Consider the following 15,327-nt stretch of genomic DNA (forward strand, 5'->3'; position numbering starts at 1 on the left):
TTGGTGAGTTAAAAACGCGTATTTACGCCAAAAGGTTGATGTTGCTCAACGCTAACGCGAGTTAGCAGTGTTGGTTCTGTGTGCTTTTGTGTGAAAGTGGTGGGCTTCTGAGTGGTGGTCATCACGCCGATCGTCCCTATCGTCGCCATGTCACACACATCGCTGTTGCCCAGGCCTCACGGATGCCTGGCGGCAGCCCGGATTGGAAAAGGTTCCCGCCCATGGCTTCCCTGGTCATAGCTGCTCACGGACACCTGGCTGAAGGCCTCCTCGCCTCCGCTGCGATGATCGTCGGCCCCAGTGACGACGTCGTCGCCGTCACCTTCGATCCTTCGGAGGGGCCCGACGACCTGCTGGCGAAGTACACCGCCGCAGTCGAGGCCTCCTCCAGCCAGGAGCACCTCATCCTCGTCGACCTCTTCGGCGGCAGCCCCTACAACGCCGCGGCCCGCTTCGCGGCGGGGCGCGACGACGCTGACGTCGTCACCGGCGTCAACCTGCCCATGGTCATCGAGGTCCTGTCCCGTCGCCTCGCCGGCGCCGGGCTCGCCGAGCTCGTAGAGGCCGCCCGGACGTCCGCCACCGACGGCGTCAAGGTCCTCTCCGAGGTCTTCACCCCTGCACCCACCACCACTTCTGACGATGAAGGAGACGAGCTCTGATGGATGTCAAGCTCCTGCGTATCGATTCCCGCCTGGTCCACGGACAGGTCGCCAACAACTGGGCCGGATCCCTGGGAGCCGAGGCCATCCTGGCCGTCTCCGACGGTGCCGCCAACGACGAGCTGCGCAAGACCCTCATGCTGCAGACCGGCGGCGGCAAGGTGAAGGTTCACGTGCTGGGCGTCGAGAAGGCCGCCCGCGTCTACAAGAACCCCAAGTATGAGAACCTCAAGGCCGTCATCGTCGTCGAGACCCCGGCCGACATCGTGCGTCTGCTCGACCTGGGTATCGAGGTCGACCAGGTCAACGTCGGCGGCATGACCTTCAAGCAGGGCACCAGCCAGGTCTCCCAGGCCGTCTACGCCAGCCCCGAGGACGTCGAGGCCTTCAAGGAGATCGACTCGCGCGGCATCAAGCAGTACATCCAGCAGGTGCCCTCCACCGCGAGCTCCGACCTCATGGGGGCTCTCAAGGACAAGGGCCTGCTCTAAGGACTCAGAGGACGACTCTGAGCCCTGTGGGCCTCCGACGTCTCCTGCGTCCATTCCCCGCATCTCCCTCGACACTCCCATCCCGCGCCCTCCGGTGGCGGGAGCAGGAGGGGTGTCCTGTCAACCCTCACGTGAGAGAGACATACCGTGCAAGACATCAACCTGATCCAGATCATTCTGGTCACGCTCGTGGCATTCGTCGCGGGTATGGCCAGTGTCCTGGACGAGCGGCAGTTCCACCGCCCGCTCGTCGCCTGCACCCTGACCGGTATCGCCATGGGCAACCCCGCAGTCGGCATCATGGTCGGTGGCTCCCTGGAGCTCATCGCCCTGGGCTGGCTGAACGTCGGTGCCGCCATGGCTCCCGACGCCGCGCTGGCCTCCACGGTCTCGACCGTCATCGCCATCGCCTCATTGGGTGACGTCAGCAACGCCAAGGCGGCCATCGACGCCGCCATCACCGTGGCGGTCCCCCTGGCCGTCGCCGGCCAGGCCCTGACGATCTTCGTACGAACGATCGCCATCTTCTTCGCCCACCAGGCGGATCGCTACGCCGAGCAGGCCAACTACCGGGGCATCGCCATCATGCACTTCACGGCCCTGGGCCTCCAGGGACTGCGCGTGGCCATCCCGACCGCCGCCGTCGCGGCCCTCGCCTCCGGCGACACGGTCAAGAACGCCCTCGATGCCATCCCGAAGGTCATTACCGAGGGGCTGGGGATCGCCGGCGGCTTCATCGTCGTCGTCGGCTACGCCATGGTCATCAACATGATGAGGGCGCGCAAGCTCATGCCCTTCTTCTTCCTGGGCTTCATCTTCGCCACCTTCGCCACCACCGTCGGCGGCTCGGCCTCGGTCACCGACCACAGCAAGGGCATCTCCAACTGGGTCATCGAGCTCGCCCCCAACGGCGTCACCCTCGTGGCCCTGGGCATTCTCGGCGCCTGCCTCGCCGTCATTTACGTCCAGCTCAACCCCGAGTTCCACGACTCCGTGCGTCTGCCCGCCGCCGCCTCGCCCGCGGCCAGCGGTGGCTCCGGCGGCGACCTGGACGACGACCTCGACGACGAGCTCGACTGAGCCGGAAGGAAGACTCTTATGACTACTCAGAACGCTCCGGCCACGTCGGAGAAGATGCTCACCACCCGCGACCTGCGCCGGATGTACTGGCGCTCCACCTTCCTGCTCGCCTCCTTCAACTTCGAGCGCATGCAGGCCATGGGCTTCTGCTACACGCTCATGCCGGCCATCAGGAAGTTCTACCGCGGTGACAAGGCTGCCGAGGCCGCCGCCCTCAAGCGGCACCTGGAGTTCTACAACACCCACCCCTGGATCTCCTCGGTCGTCTTCGGTGTCACCGCCGCCATGGAGGAGCAGAAGTCCAAGGGCGAGGAGATCACCGAGGAGACGATCACCTCCGTCAAGGTCGGCCTCATGGGACCGCTGGCCGGCGTCGGCGACCCCATCTTCTGGGGGACCGCCCGTCCCGTCCTGGCGGCGCTGGGCGCCTCCCTGGCCATCAACGGCTCGATCGTCGGTCCGCTGCTGTTCTTCGTCGGCATCAACCTCCTGCGTGTCCTTACCCGCTGGTACGGCCTGAAGTTCGGCTACGAGCGCGGTACCGAGATGGTCACCGAGGTCGGTGGCGGCCAGCTCAAGAAGATCACTCAGATGGCCGCCATCATGGGTCTGTTCGTCATGGGGGCCCTGGTCTCCAAGTGGACCACCATCAAGTTCCCCACCGTGGTCTCGGAGGTGACTGATCCGGACACGGAGATCGTCAAGGTGACGACCGTCCAGTCCATCCTCGATCAGCTGCTGCCCGGCCTGGCGGCGCTGGGACTCACCTTCCTGTGCATGTGGCTGCTCAACAAGAAGGTCAACGCCCTGTGGATCATCCTGGGCATGTTCGTCGTCGGCATCCTGGGGCGCTGGACCGGCTTCCTGGGGGTTTGACGGCTGCATCGGCCAGCCCGTCTCGGGGCGGGGAGGGCACCGGGCGACTCATCTCCGGTGCCCTCCCCGCCCCGCGCGCTCGGTAGAATGCCCAAGGCTCCTTTCAGATCCCACCGTCAGCTCCGTCGGTGCTCTGCCAGGGCTCCGTCAGGGAGCCGCCTCAATCCTCCGACGTCGTCTCCCGATTCCTCGGGACCCCCGCCTGCCAGCTTTCGCCCTTAGCGCCCCTTCTGCAGCAAGGAACCAGTGTGACCCGACTCCTCGTCACCGACTTGGACGCCACCATCGTCTTCGATCGCTCCGTCTCCCCAGCCGACTGCGCGGCCATGTCCCGGTGGCGGGCGGCCGGCAACCTCCTGGCCGTCGACACCGGCAAGTCCTCCTTCGCCACCCGCGACGTCCTTGAGCCACTGGGCGTCGACTTCGACTACGGCATCGTCTTCACCGGGGCGGTTCTCATCGACGGCGGCTACCAGGTGCTCTCCGCCCGCTACCTGCCCGACGGCGTCGCCCGGGACGTAACTACCCGCACCGTCGACCTACCGGGCGTGACCACCTACGCCACGACCATCGAGACCGACTACATCCTGGCGGACAACAATGAGGAGGTCTCCTCCATCCTGGCGGTCTTCGAGCACCTGACCCTGGAGGAGATGGATGCTCACCGCTTCATCGGTGTGCCCCTGCGCGTCACCGACGCCGCTCTGCGCGATCGCCTGTACCACGAGCTCTCCCAGCGCTGGGAAGGCGTTGTGGACTGCCACCGCAACCAGGACTTCCTCGACTTCGTGCCCGCCGGGGCCACTAAGGGCGCGGGCCTGCGAACCCTCCTCGATGGCCTCCTGGCCGGGAGGGACGTCGAGGTGTGGACCATTGGCGACTCCTGGAACGATCTGGACATGCACGCCGTCGCCGACCACGCCGTCGCCCTGCCCGGGTCCCCACCGGAGGTGACGGCCGCGTGCGAGACGACCGTGGGCTCCATGGCCGAGCTCATCAATACGATCCTGGAAGGCGAGCACGCATGAGCGAGAACAGCAAGACGAACAGCGGGAAGCCACTGGGCTCCCGGGTGCGTGACTGGTTCAACGGCGGCGACCCCGACGGACGCACCAAGATCCGCACCTGGGCTACCGGGGAGGACGGCCGCTGGCGCGGCTACACCCACTCCATGGGCAAGTACGTCACCTGGCTCATGGTCATCGCCTGCGTCCTCTACCCCTTCACCCGGGGGATCGGCTCGATCCTGGCCCTCGTCGTGGCCATCTTCCTCATGGGCGGACGGGCCATGATCGAGCGTCAGGTGAGTCGCGACGTCTCCGACCTGGAGGAGGCCAAGCGTCAGTACGGGCTCACCCGCAACCCCGAGTACCTGCAGTTCATGACCCTGCGTGCCGAGGGACTGCTGGAGGACAACAAGATCCTCACCCCCGACTCGCGCAGGCTTCTGGAGGACTACGCCCAGTGGGCCCGCGAGCGCCAGGAGCGCGAGGACAGGAAGCAGGCCAAGAAGGCCCGCAAGGCGGAGAAGAAGACCCGCCGGGAGACTGCCGTGCGGGAATCCGATCGTGAAACCGATGAGGGCGCCGAGGGGGACGTCGGCGGGCGGACCGGCAACCAGCCCGATGAGCCCGCTGACACATCCGATGACGGTCGAGGAGAATAGGCCCGCTGTGAAGGCTCCCGAGACGGCTCCGAGGCCCCTCCGAGGCGTCTGAGGATCCGCAGGACCCGGACGGAAAGGACTCCCATGCCACGCAGGCTCATCTCCACCGACCTGGACGGCACCATCGTCTTCAACGGGACGATCCCGCTGCGCGACCGCGAGGCCATGGCTCGCTGGCGGGAGGCCGGAAACCTCCTGGTCATCAACACCGGCAGGTCGGTCTCGGCGCTGGAGCACGTCGTGGTGCCCGTGGGCCTGGAGTTCGACAACGCCATCCTCTACACAGGGGCCGCCATCGTGGACGAGGACATCAGGGTGCGCCATTCCACGGCCCTGCCGCCCGGGGTCGTCGAGGACATCCTCGACTTCGTCGAAGGGGCCCCGGGCGTCACCGTGTTCACCACCGGGCTGGATGAGGACCTGCTCATCTACGACACGATCGGCACCGGGTCCGAGCTGCTGACCCTGTTCCGCCCCGCCACCCGGCGCGACCTGGACGGGCGCGAGATCATCGGCGTGCCCATGCGTTTCACCGATCCGGAGACGGCCTCCCGCACCGAGACCTACCTGCGCCGGCGCTGGGACGGGCAGGCGGTGGGCTTCCGCAACCAGGACTTCATCGACGTCGTTCCCGCTGCGGCCTCCAAGGGCGCCGGCCTCAGGCGGCTGGTGGCGGACCTCGGTGAGCCGCCGGCCCCGTCCGGTGACTCCGGTGACGGTGACCCCGCAGACTCCGCCGAGGCCGCCCCTGCGCCTGCCGAGGCGTCGGTCGAGCCCATCGAGACCTGGTCCATCGGGGACTCCTGGAACGACATCTCCATGCACCAGGCAGCCGACCACGCCTACGCCCTGCCCTGGTCGCCGCCGGAGGTGGTGGCCCAGTGCGACGGCACCGTCTCCAGCCTGGCCGACCTCATCGACTCCATCCTGGGCCGCCCGACCGCCTAGACACCTCTACGTCAACAGAATCGTCATGCGTGACGCGGAGCCGCGTCGTCTGTGAAGATTTTGCTGATATTGAGGTGTGCCGCTGACCGCGCGCGTTATGCTCGCCGCCATGCGCCTGCTCGCCACGGACCTTGACGGCACCCTCGTCTTCCACCACGCCGTCGGGCAGGCCGATGCCGAGGCCCTGGTGCGCTGGCGCGAGGCCGGCAACCTCCTGGTCCTGGCCACGGGCCGCTCGGTGCAGCTGGTCCAGCACGCGGTCGAGGTGGCCCGCGCCTCAACGAGCATCGGCCTGGACTTCGACTACGCCGTGTGCGCCACGGGCACCACCGTCATCGACGCCGCCGGTCGCGTCCGCCGCACGCGCATGCTGGAGGCCGACCAGGTGCGGGAGGTGACTCGGGCGGTCGGCATCGTCAGCGACGCGCCCGTGTCCGTCTTCGCCTCCACCCTGGAGCGCGACTACGTCCTGGACGACCCGATCGGGCTGTCCACCGACCAGCGCACCCCCGCCGACCGCTTCACCGCGGCGCCCCTGTCCCGGGTCGCGGCCCTGGGAGTCACCTCGATGCCGCTGCACGTGCCCGACCCACGGGCCGCCGAGGCGCTGGCCCGGGCGCTGGAGGAGACGGTTGACGGCATCAGCTGCACCCGCTCGACCGGCTTCGTCGACGTCACGGCCGCGGGCGAGTCCAAGGGAACGGGGCTCGAACGCCTTGCCGAGCTCCTCGCCTCACAGGGCCAGGGGGTCAGCGAGGTGGCCGCCGTGGGCGACTCGTGGAACGACATCTCCATGTTCACCCACGCCGACACCCCCTGCGCGATCGCCGGGGCCCCGGCCGACGTCGTCGCGGCCGCCGGCGGGCGCACCGCCCCGAGCGTGGCCGCCTTCATCGACGCACTCATGGCCTGAAGGCCCCGAGAAAAGGGTCCGTCCTCCACCCGGACCGGGAAGAGGACGGACTCGCAGAACGTGCGCCGCAGCGCTCAGGCCTGGGCGTAGCGGTAGACGTTGGTCTCCCGCAGCTCGAAGCCCGCACGGCGGTAGAGGCGGTTGGCCGCCTCGCGCGAGGGTCGCGAGGTGAGGTCCACGGTGCGCGCCCCCATCTTGCCGGCGTACTCGACGGCGGCCTCCACGAGGGCCTGGCCGGCGCCCTGGCCGCGGGCCTCGCCGTCGACGACGACGTCCTCCACCCAGGCGCGCAGGCCCGTGGGGATCGTGAAGGTCGCCAGCGTCAGCATGCCCAGGATCGGGGCGCTCCGGCCGGCGTCGGCCTCGGGGCGGAAGACGAAGAGGAAGACCCCCTCCTGGGCGATGAAGGCCTCGCACTGCTCGGCGCTCAGCGCCGGGGCGCTGCGGGAGAGCTGCGGGATGAGGCGCTCCATGGCCTCGACGATCTCTGGACTGGAGGCGGTGACGAGCTCGACGGTCATGAGGAGTTCTCCTGCTGGTTGGATGCGGCGGCGGGCCGAGACGGGTGCTCCGGCAACGGCTCCCTGTCAGCCCCGGAGCCTACCGCCTCGGGGTGCTGCGGGCGGCGAAGCGGCCCCACCGACCGGAAGATTCTCGCCGGGGGTCGTGCGGCGCCGTCAGGCCGAGGCGCCGATCGTCTTGACGGTGGGATCCATGACGGCGGCCTCCACCAGCGCGGTGCCGCTGGTCAGGTCCCGCAGCCGCAGCACGTAGGGGTGGTCCACCGTGAGCTCGACCGGATCGTCCGGCTCCGGAGCCGCCATGACCGCGACCTCTCCCTCGCTCAGGGCGGCCGCCACCGTGCCCTCCTCATCCAGGATGAGGCGCACCTGCTGGACCACCTGGGCCAGCGCGAGGTCGGGTGCGATCCGGTCCAGGCCCTGCGGGTCGAGGCCCTGCTCCTTGAGGAAGTCGAGGAGCTGCTTGGGCTCGGAGGTGAGATCCAGCTTGGGCAGGGCCACCCTCACCTCGCGGGCGTCGGCGGAGTCCAGGGCGGCCGACGCCGCGGCCCACGTTCCGGCGTCCATGGCCGCCGGCAGGGTTCCGGCGTCGGGCAGGACGACGTCGAGGGCGAGCTGGGAGTCCTTGCGGGACCCGTCTGCGTTGCTCTGGCCGCTGGCGTAGTCCAGGCGCACCGCCGCCCAGCCCTGGCCGGTGGCGTAGGGGATGGAGCGCGTGTCGTGCATGAGGTCGGCCTTGACGGTCTTGCCGTCGGCGAGCGTGAAGTCCTTCTGCGAGGTGTCCTCGGCCTTGAAGGGGGCGTTCCACTGGGCCGCGAAGAGCAGGGCGTTCTGCACCACCAGGCGGGTGTCCTTCGTGATGGTCAGGCCACTTCGCGGGATGAGGCCGGCCGTGTTGCGCGAGGCCCAGGCGTCGAGGTTCTTCCTCATCGAGGACACGTCGATCTGCTCGATCTCGACGGAGAACCAGCGCAGCACCTCATCGAGGTAGGACTGCTTGACCTCAAGGTCCTTCTCGTCGGCGATGAGGACGTGGTTGGCCAGGTGGACGAGCGGAGTGTCCGGGGCCTGGTCCGGGTCGAAGCCCTTGAGGTCGCCGTCGTAGCGGTTCAGGGAGTTCTGGATGGCCGACCAGGCGCGGTCCCGCTCGCCCCCCGAGAGCCCCAGGAGCGCGTCGTAGCCCTGTGCGGCGGCATCCGTGGCGCCGTCGGCCAGGATCGCCATGACGAGGGCGAGGCTGACGGGGGAGGCCATCGCCGTCGTCGCGGAGTCCGCCTTGAGGTAGTGGGACAGGAGCCGGCCGCCGAGCTGGTCGCAGGCGGCGGCCGCGCCGGCCACCTGCGAGGCGACGTCGGAGGGGGAGACCGTCTCATGGGCGGCCTTGGAGGTCAGCGCCTTGCCGGAGGCCGACGAGCACGCGCCCAGCAGCGCCGCGGCTGCAGGAGCCAGGGCGGCCATCGCCAGCAGGTGACGGCGAGAGGGGCCGAGAAGGTTCGAGCCGGACAGTCTCATGGGTTCGGGCGGGGTCATGAGGCCAGGCTAAGGAGCCCGCCGGGACCTGTCAGGGCCTTGGCGCGGGCCCGCCATGGGGAGTCATCCCCGCCCGGCTGCCGGCCCAGCACGGCGCCGTCGTCGCCGGTGACCGGTCGACCGGCAGGATTCGGCCGGATCACTGTGATGCGTCGACCTCTCGTGATCGGCCGCCGCGGAGAGCGGCCGCGAGTAGGCTTCCGACCAAGGTCCCACGACGGCCCCCGCAGGCGCCGCTCGCGTCCGCCTCGTTGCCACCCGGCGCCTGCCCCGCCCTCAAGGAAGGTCACTCATGGTCGAGTCCGCCGCTCCCGTCGAGCACGTCTTCGCCGCCGACGAGCTCTTCTTCTCCACCACGGACTCCCACGGCCGTATCCGCCGCGCCAACTCCACCTTCATGCGCCTGTCGGGCTACCCGCGCGGCGCCCTGGTGGGGCGGGCCCACAACGTGGTGCGGCACGCGGACATGCCCGCAGGCCTGTTCCGCAGCATCTGGGACGCCATCGAGGAGGGCCGGGCCACCAGCGCCTACATCACCAACCGCTCCTCCGACGACGGCCGCTACCGCGTCTTCGCCACGATCGTGCCCTCCGGCTCCGGCTACCTGTCCGTGCGCACCCTGCCGATGCTCACCGACCTGCGCGACGACGTCGAGGCCGCCTACGCCCGGGTCCGCGACGTCGAGGAGGCCTCCGCGGCGGCCGGCTCCACCCGTCGGGAGGTGGCCGCCGCCGGGCAGGCCGCCCTCCTGGCCGAGCTGCGGGCCCTGGGCTACTCCGACGCCATCGACTTCACCCGCCGGGTGCTGGTCGCCGAGGTCGGAGCGCTCCTGGCCCACGGCGTCGGCATCCCCGACAGCCCGCAGGCCGACGGGCCTGTGGCCCGGATCCTGGCGGCCATGAGCCGGATCGAGTCCGATACCGCCGGGCTCGTCGGCATCCTCAAGGAGGGCCGGCGCCTCGTCGACCTCCTGGGGACGCGGGCCGGGGAGATCGAGGCGCTCTCGGCCCGCCTGGGCGCCCTGCGCGAGGCCATGCGAGCCCTCGGTACCGACGTCGCGGTCCTCGGCCACGGGCCCCAGGCCGACGACGTCGCCGATCGCTGCCGGCAGGTCGACGCCCTGGTCCTGGAATGCTCCGAGCAGCTCCACCCGCTGCGCAGCCAGATCGAGGCGCTGCGCGGCGACCTGGACTCGGTGAGCTTCCGCATTGCCCTGGCCCGCCTGCACAACCTGGCCGCCGGGATCTTCGCCCTCCAGATCATCGAGGGCCAGGACGAGGCCGACGCCAACGACGCCGTCGGCAGCCTCAAGGAGCTGTGCGCGGCCCTGAGCGACGGCGCCAGCACCCTGACCGAGCGCGTGGCCCTCCTGGACGCGCGCCGCGAGCTGGTCGGCGGCGAGCTGGACCTCGTGGCCGAGGACCTCGGTGTCCTCCAGGGCCCGATCCTGGAGCTGGTCGAGGCGGCCGCGGCCGCCGGCGCCGGGCAGGCCGACTCCGTGGCCACCGCCCGCACCTTGGCCGGTGCCGGCTTCGCCGAGGCCCGGGACCTGGCCGACCTGGCCGTGCGGGTGCGCGACCTCGAGGTCCCCTACGAGGCCGAGGCCATCAACACCTGCCTGACCGACGTGCGCGCCGCCCTGGACGAGCTCGAGTAGCCGGCTACCGCAGACCCACGCAGCACCGCGCGACGACGAGCTGCACGAGCTAGGCGCGGACCAGCTCGACGAGCACCTCGGCGTGGTCGGTGTGGGGGAACATGTCGAACAGGCGGGCCCGCGCCACCCGCATCGAGGGCAGGTGCGTCAGGTCCGCGGCCAGCGTCCGCGGGTTGCAGGAGGAGTAGAGCACCCGCTCCACACCGGAGGCCTCGATCCGTCCGGCCAGCTGCTCCCCGACCCCGCGTCGCGGCGGGTTGACCACGAGCAGATCCGGCCGCTGCGCCCCGGCGGCCCCGGGTGCCCCGACGCCGCCGTCACCAGGGACGGCCGGGTCCAGGAGACGGGCGTCACCGGCCTCGAACCGCACGAGCGCCGGATCCAGTCCCATGAGGGCGGCGGCATCGCGCGCCCCGTCGATGGCCGGGGCCGAGACCTCCACCCCCAGCACCCGGCGGCCCGGCGCGGCCAGGGCCAGGGCGAACCCGCCGACGCCGCAGAACAGGTCCCACACCCTGGCCGGAGCGGACTCCTCGCCCCAGACCCGGGCGGTGGCGTAGAGCGCCTCGGCCACGGCCGTGTTGGTCTGGAAGAAGGAACGGGTGGGCAGGTAGAGCGGCAGCTCGACGTCGTCGGCGCCCCGGCCGGCCGAGGAACCCGGGCCCGGCGACGACAGGCTCAGGCGCATAAGGAGCCGGTCCTCCTCGGTCAGGACGATCTCCTCGGGACCCTCGATAACGGCCTGGTGGACGCCCTGGATGTTGACGCCGGCCACCGCCAGCTGAGGCAGGGACCGCTGCAGGTCCGGCAGGGCGACGCGCAGCCGGGACAGGTGGCGGCGGGAGCGCAGGACGAAACGCACCATGAGGTCGTCGTCGGGCGAGGCGGTCACCAGGACGTGCTTGAGCTCGCCGCGCCGCCCGGGCACGTCGTAGGGGTGCAGGCCCAGGTCGGTGACGAGGTCGGCCAGCACCGGCAGCGCAGCCTCGATCGCGGGCACGTGCAGCGGGCAGGTGCGCAGGTCGACGCCGTGGCCGGCGCCGTCGAGGATCCCCAGGGTGGGGCGGGCGGTGGTCCCGGCCACCGCCATCTTCGCCTTGTTGCGGAAGCGCTCCGGGGCGCTCGCGGCCGGCTCCTCCCACAGGTCGACCGGGACCTGCTCGGCCAGCAGAGAGGCCACGCGGGACTGCTTGGCGGCCAGCTGATCGGGCAGTGGCAGTAACAGGTGAGGGCAGGAGCGGCAGGTGCCGGCGTCGTGGAGGAGGCACGACGGCGCCTGCGGTGCGGCGGTCACCGACATGTCCCCTCCCGGTGGTGCGTTCGTTGCCGGGCCGTGGGGCAGGTCTGGGACGGGAGTGCGCCAGGCCCCGGACGGCTGCTGCCAAGGAGTGGAGCCGCTTGTCGGACTCGAACCGACGACCTGCTGTTTACAAGACAGCTGCTCTACCAACTGAGCTAAAGCGGCGTGCGGCCGGCCAGGCGGCCGCGGGTGCGTGGGACAGTCTGGCACAGACCGCACCGGGGCGGGAAACCGGGGGAGGGTGAACCCGCCTCGGCGCCGTCGGGCCCGCGGAGAGATCCGTGCGGGACGCGGGCGGGAGCCGCCTCGGGCTCAGCCCTGCTGCTCCGCACCCTCGTCGGCGCCCTGCTGCTCAGCGGGCTGCTCGGCAGGCTGCTCAGTGGACTGCTGAGCGGGCTGCTGGGAGGACTGCTCGGTGGGCTGGGCGGTCGGCGTGGACCCGGTGACGAGCTCGGTCAGGGACGTCGGCGACTGCAGCTTGCTCAGGTCGACCTGCTCGCCCTTGAAGAAGACGGTCGGGGTGCCCTGGAGGTCCCTGTCGGCGAAGGCCTTGTCGCCGAGCTCGACCCAGTTCTTGTACTTGTCCGAGTCGACGGCGGACTTGAACTTGGCGGAGACCTCGCTGGGGACACTCACCTTCGTGGCGGCGGCGACCAGGTTCTCCACGGTCATGAGGCTCTGGTCCTTGCTCTGCAGCACCTGGGAGAGGATCTCGAAGGCGGCGCCGTGGAAGCTCAGGGACTGCGCCGGGGCCTCGTCGAGCACCACGCCCATGGCGTTCATGACCACGCTGGTCCACTGCTGCTTGAGGATCTTGCAGGGGTGGAGGGCCAGGGTGATCTTCTTGTCGCTCAGGAGCTGGTTGATCTCCTGGGTGTGGGTGCCCTCGAACTGGGCGCAGTGCGAGCAGGAGTAGTCGAAGTAGATGTCCAGGACGGGGGCGGAGGCGGCAACGGTGTCGAGCTGGCTGCCGTCCCCGTAGGTCCAGGAGGCGTCCGCCAGGACCTGCTTGGGAACACCGCTCTGGTTCGCCTTCTCAGTGGCCAGGCCCTTGCCCGCAGCGGGGAAGTCCTTCTCGTTCCGGTTGACCGCCAGGTAGGTCAGGTAGCCAAGGCCCCCGACCGCTGCCGCGCCACCGACTCCGATGAAGCTGCGGCGGGCGATCATGTTGCGGTGCGCGCGGCGGGCCTGTGCCTCTCGCAGCTCCTTGGCCTTGAGGCGTGCGGCCTCGCGGCGCTGGGCCTTGGTCTGGCGGGGCTGGTTTGTGGACACGCGGAGCTCCTTGTGGTTCCTTGTAGTGCGGTGGCGGGCGGACTGACGACGTAGGTGAACCGTCAATAAGGTGTGGCTGTAGCGATGCCATTCTGCCCGACGACGCTGTGGGAAACCACGCCTGACGTCTGCCGGTGGCGGATTGTGACGCATCGGTCGTCGGGAGCCGGGGCGGACGAATCGTCGCCGGGCGCCTCGTGGTCATGGCAGGGAGAGCTGCGGGAGAGATTACGGCACTGATGCGGGGATCAAATGCTGGTGAAGGGACGGAAGCTGGGGGACGGTACCGCTCCCACGAAGGCTAGGAGAAGCGCGATCAGGCCGATGGCGATCAACACCAGGGTGACGGTCCTCCTCCGGTGACTGCTGGGAATCATCATGTTGATGATGTGCGCGCCGCCGCGGCGGGTCGCTGTTCCCCACGGCGCCAGCCACTGGACCAACAGATAGGAGGCTACTGTCGTGAATATGATCAAGGTGTAGCGGACAGTGACTGGGAGTGAGGTGAGGACTGTGGGGTCCGAACCCATGATGCCTGTCGAGAGGGCGATGTAAAGGATCAGGAGCGCCGCCCCCAGGCCGAGTGCGAAGGCGCAGCCGACGGAGAGCAGGGAACGCACAAGGTACCAGGGAGTCATGGCCCACATTCGGGAGGTGTCGGCCGGGGAGGCGGACCCTCGCTGCAGCCGGTTCCACCGTCGAGCGTCCTGGGCGCGCCCGACCACGCCGGCGATGACGATCACCAATGCCGCCAGAATGGCCGTCCAACCCGGCCTCGGGACCCCGACAGCGGACAGCGCGAATCCCAAAGCCAGCACGACTAGCGGGCGCCTCTCTGGCTCCTGGGCCCAGTCAGGCAGGTCGTCGTGGCGGATGGCACCGGCTGGGTGCGGAGTCGGCGCCATCGGCCCTCTTTGGACCATGGCGCCGGCCGCCGGATTCATCGGCGGTCCGGCGAAAGGCTGTGGGTAAGCGGCCTGGGGCCTGGTGTGCTGGTAGCCCGAGTAGGGGAACATCGGCACCTGCCCGGATGGCGCCGGCCGCGGGTAGGCTCCCGACGGCGTGACAGGCGCGGGGCTTCCCACTCCGTACTGCATCGACTGGGCCTGACCCATCGGCATCGAGCCGCTGTTCCGGTACCACGACCGAGGCGGAATAGCCGGTGGGGGCTGAACCGATGAGGCAGAGGACGCCGACGGCGCACCGTAGCCGTACCCGCCCTCAGCGGCCGAGCCCGCAGAGACGGGGCTGCCGTAGACGGCCGGGGAGGCCGAGGACGCGCTACCGGCGCTCTGCTGAACGCCATAACCCGGCGCGACGCCGTAACCCGGGGTGGTGCCGTACCCCGGGACGAACGTGCTGGTACTCGTCTCCGACTCCTCGGAGTCGTCTTCGGGCTCCTCCGGCCCCAGAAGGCGGTCGACGGCCTCCTGGCCGGTGCCGCCCTCGGCGATCTCGTCGAGCACCTCCAGCAGGCCGTCCGGGCTGAGCCGGTCCTCCGCCTCCGGAGCGAGCGCCGCCGTGAAGGCCCGCGCCAGCGCAGGATTCTCCTGCTCCAGGTCGCCCAGCTCCGGAGTGCCCGCGTAGACGCGGCGGAAGACCACCTGCCACGCCCCCGAGCCGAAGGGCGCCAGCCCGGTGACGGTGAACAGGAGCACGCCCGCGCAGGCGTACCAGTCGACCTCGGCGGTCGGCTCCCCGCCGTCGAGCATCTCCGGAGGGATGAAGCCGGGCGTGCCCGTGACCTGACCGGTCTGGGTGAGTCGGACGTCGTCGGCCACCTGGGCGATGCCGAAGTCGATGAGAACCGGGCCCTGCGCGCCGAGCATGACGTTGGAGGGCTTGAGGTCGCGGTGGATGACACCGGCGGAGTGGACCGCGCGCAGCGAGTCGACCAGCCCGTGGGCCAGGTCGGCCAGGTCCCGGGCGTCGGTGGTCAGGTCGTAGACGCCCTCGTGCTCCACCTCGTGCTGCAGGGTGGGGCCCTCGACGAGCTCGGTGATGACGAAGGTGATGCCCAGGGACCCGTCCCCGGTCTCGATGTCCAGGATCCGGGCCACGCGCGTGTCCCTCACCCGGGCCAGGACGCTGGCCTCACGGTCCAGACGACGTCGGGCCGTGGGGTCCGCGGCGATCTGGGGGTGGAGGATCTTCATGGCCACGTGGCGGCCGCCCTCGTCGGCGGCCTCCCACACCACGCCCATGCCCCCGGCGCCCAGGCGACGCAGAAGTCGGTAGCCTCCCACCAGGGTGCCAGCGCGCAGTTTGCTCAGGGTGACCGGCTCGCCCGGCTGCGCGTCGAAGTTCTGCGTCATGACTCCCACAGTACCGGGCTATATCGGCTCGCGGGCGCCCCGTCCCTGTGGGGCTCTTCGCCCGACTGTGGGCCATGTCGCGGGACAAAAGCCAGT

Annotated in this window: 14 protein-coding genes and 1 tRNA gene; 9 read left to right on the forward strand and 6 right to left on the reverse strand. The window is 70.0% G+C overall.

The genetic code is table 11. The annotated features are described in order from the left end of the window. The first annotated feature begins 221 nt into the window (after positions 1-221). The 8 genes from EL340_RS12590 (at position 222) to EL340_RS12625 (ending at position 6,636) form a co-directional block, all read left to right on the forward strand. Complete coding sequence (locus EL340_RS12590; protein ID WP_126414911.1) at positions 222-662, forward strand: PTS sugar transporter subunit IIA; 441 nt, start codon at positions 222-224, stop codon at positions 660-662. Then, entirely contained in the window at positions 662-1,153 is a 492-nt protein-coding gene (locus EL340_RS12595) for a PTS sugar transporter subunit IIB (RefSeq protein WP_126414913.1), read from the forward strand. The genes EL340_RS12590 and EL340_RS12595 overlap by 1 nt, the downstream gene beginning before the upstream one ends. Positions 1,154-1,300: 147 nt before the next feature. Further along, entirely contained in the window at positions 1,301-2,233 is a 933-nt protein-coding gene (locus EL340_RS12600; protein ID WP_126414915.1) for a PTS mannose/fructose/sorbose transporter subunit IIC, read from the forward strand. Positions 2,234-2,251: 18 nt separating this feature from the next. Continuing rightward, positions 2,252-3,109, forward strand: coding sequence for a PTS system mannose/fructose/sorbose family transporter subunit IID (locus tag EL340_RS12605; protein ID WP_126414917.1), 858 nt, complete (start codon positions 2,252-2,254; stop codon positions 3,107-3,109). Positions 3,110-3,357: 248 nt separating this feature from the next. Further along, on the forward strand, positions 3,358-4,137 hold the full coding sequence (locus EL340_RS12610) for an HAD-IIB family hydrolase (protein WP_126414918.1): 780 nt from the start codon (positions 3,358-3,360) through the stop codon (positions 4,135-4,137). After that, entirely contained in the window at positions 4,134-4,775 is a 642-nt protein-coding gene (locus EL340_RS12615; protein WP_232023079.1) for a hypothetical protein, read from the forward strand. Before EL340_RS12610 ends, EL340_RS12615 begins: the two co-directional genes overlap by 4 nt. Before the next feature lie 84 nt (positions 4,776-4,859). After that, entirely contained in the window at positions 4,860-5,723 is an 864-nt protein-coding gene (locus EL340_RS12620) for an HAD hydrolase family protein (protein ID WP_126414919.1), read from the forward strand. Between the two features lie 109 nt (positions 5,724-5,832). Further along, a complete protein-coding gene (locus tag EL340_RS12625; RefSeq protein WP_232023080.1) occupies positions 5,833-6,636 on the forward strand; it encodes an HAD family hydrolase in 804 nt (267 codons plus the stop codon). A gap of 74 nt (positions 6,637-6,710) precedes the next feature. Here the strand turns inward: EL340_RS12625 and EL340_RS12630 are convergent, their stop codons facing one another. After that, entirely contained in the window at positions 6,711-7,157 is a 447-nt protein-coding gene (locus EL340_RS12630) for a GNAT family N-acetyltransferase (protein WP_126414920.1), read from the reverse strand. A gap of 156 nt (positions 7,158-7,313) precedes the next feature. After that, the gene (locus EL340_RS12635; RefSeq protein WP_126415498.1) at positions 7,314-8,669 is read right to left on the reverse strand and encodes a serpin family protein; all 1,356 of its coding nucleotides are present in this window, start codon (positions 8,667-8,669) and stop codon (positions 7,314-7,316) included. 310 nt (positions 8,670-8,979) lie between these two features. Between EL340_RS12635 and EL340_RS12640 the strand changes: the two genes are divergently transcribed. After that, on the forward strand, positions 8,980-10,344 hold the full coding sequence (locus tag EL340_RS12640; protein ID WP_126414921.1) for a PAS domain-containing protein: 1,365 nt from the start codon (positions 8,980-8,982) through the stop codon (positions 10,342-10,344). A 49-nt stretch (positions 10,345-10,393) separates the two neighbouring features. Here the strand turns inward: EL340_RS12640 and EL340_RS12645 are convergent, their stop codons facing one another. From EL340_RS12645 to EL340_RS12660, 4 genes are all read right to left on the reverse strand, one after another. Next, a complete protein-coding gene (locus EL340_RS12645; protein ID WP_126414922.1) occupies positions 10,394-11,644 on the reverse strand; it encodes a methyltransferase domain-containing protein in 1,251 nt (416 codons plus the stop codon). An 89-nt stretch (positions 11,645-11,733) separates the two neighbouring features. Continuing rightward, positions 11,734-11,809, reverse strand: a tRNA-Thr gene (locus EL340_RS12650). Between the two features lie 147 nt (positions 11,810-11,956). Next, the gene (locus tag EL340_RS12655) at positions 11,957-12,916 is read right to left on the reverse strand and encodes a DsbA family protein (RefSeq protein WP_126414923.1); all 960 of its coding nucleotides are present in this window, start codon (positions 12,914-12,916) and stop codon (positions 11,957-11,959) included. Positions 12,917-13,164: 248 nt separating this feature from the next. Beyond that, positions 13,165-15,231, reverse strand: coding sequence for a serine/threonine protein kinase (locus tag EL340_RS12660; protein ID WP_126414924.1), 2,067 nt, complete (start codon positions 15,229-15,231; stop codon positions 13,165-13,167). Positions 15,232-15,327 lie beyond the last annotated feature (96 nt).

The organism is Actinomyces viscosus (genome assembly GCF_900637975.1).
GTDB classification, from domain to species: Bacteria; Actinomycetota; Actinomycetes; order Actinomycetales; family Actinomycetaceae; genus Actinomyces; species Actinomyces viscosus.

What these genes read in the sequence shown, in the direction of transcription:
- EL340_RS12660 (WP_126414924.1), bottom strand. Translation starts at nt 15,231, where the DNA reads ATGACGCAGAACTTCGACGCGCAGCCGGGCGAGCCGGTCACCCTGAGC.
- EL340_RS12640 (WP_126414921.1), top strand. Translation starts at nt 8,980, where the DNA reads ATGGTCGAGTCCGCCGCTCCCGTCGAGCACGTCTTCGCCGCCGACGAG.
- EL340_RS12590 (WP_126414911.1), top strand. Translation starts at nt 222, where the DNA reads ATGGCTTCCCTGGTCATAGCTGCTCACGGACACCTGGCTGAAGGCCTC.
- EL340_RS12615 (WP_232023079.1), top strand. Translation starts at nt 4,134, where the DNA reads ATGAGCGAGAACAGCAAGACGAACAGCGGGAAGCCACTGGGCTCCCGG.
- EL340_RS12645 (WP_126414922.1), bottom strand. Translation starts at nt 11,644, where the DNA reads ATGTCGGTGACCGCCGCACCGCAGGCGCCGTCGTGCCTCCTCCACGAC.
- EL340_RS12620 (WP_126414919.1), top strand. Translation starts at nt 4,860, where the DNA reads ATGCCACGCAGGCTCATCTCCACCGACCTGGACGGCACCATCGTCTTC.
- EL340_RS12635 (WP_126415498.1), bottom strand. Translation starts at nt 8,669, where the DNA reads ATGAGACTGTCCGGCTCGAACCTTCTCGGCCCCTCTCGCCGTCACCTG.
- EL340_RS12595 (WP_126414913.1), top strand. Translation starts at nt 662, where the DNA reads ATGGATGTCAAGCTCCTGCGTATCGATTCCCGCCTGGTCCACGGACAG.
- EL340_RS12625 (WP_232023080.1), top strand. Translation starts at nt 5,833, where the DNA reads ATGCGCCTGCTCGCCACGGACCTTGACGGCACCCTCGTCTTCCACCAC.
- EL340_RS12605 (WP_126414917.1), top strand. Translation starts at nt 2,252, where the DNA reads ATGACTACTCAGAACGCTCCGGCCACGTCGGAGAAGATGCTCACCACC.
- EL340_RS12630 (WP_126414920.1), bottom strand. Translation starts at nt 7,157, where the DNA reads ATGACCGTCGAGCTCGTCACCGCCTCCAGTCCAGAGATCGTCGAGGCC.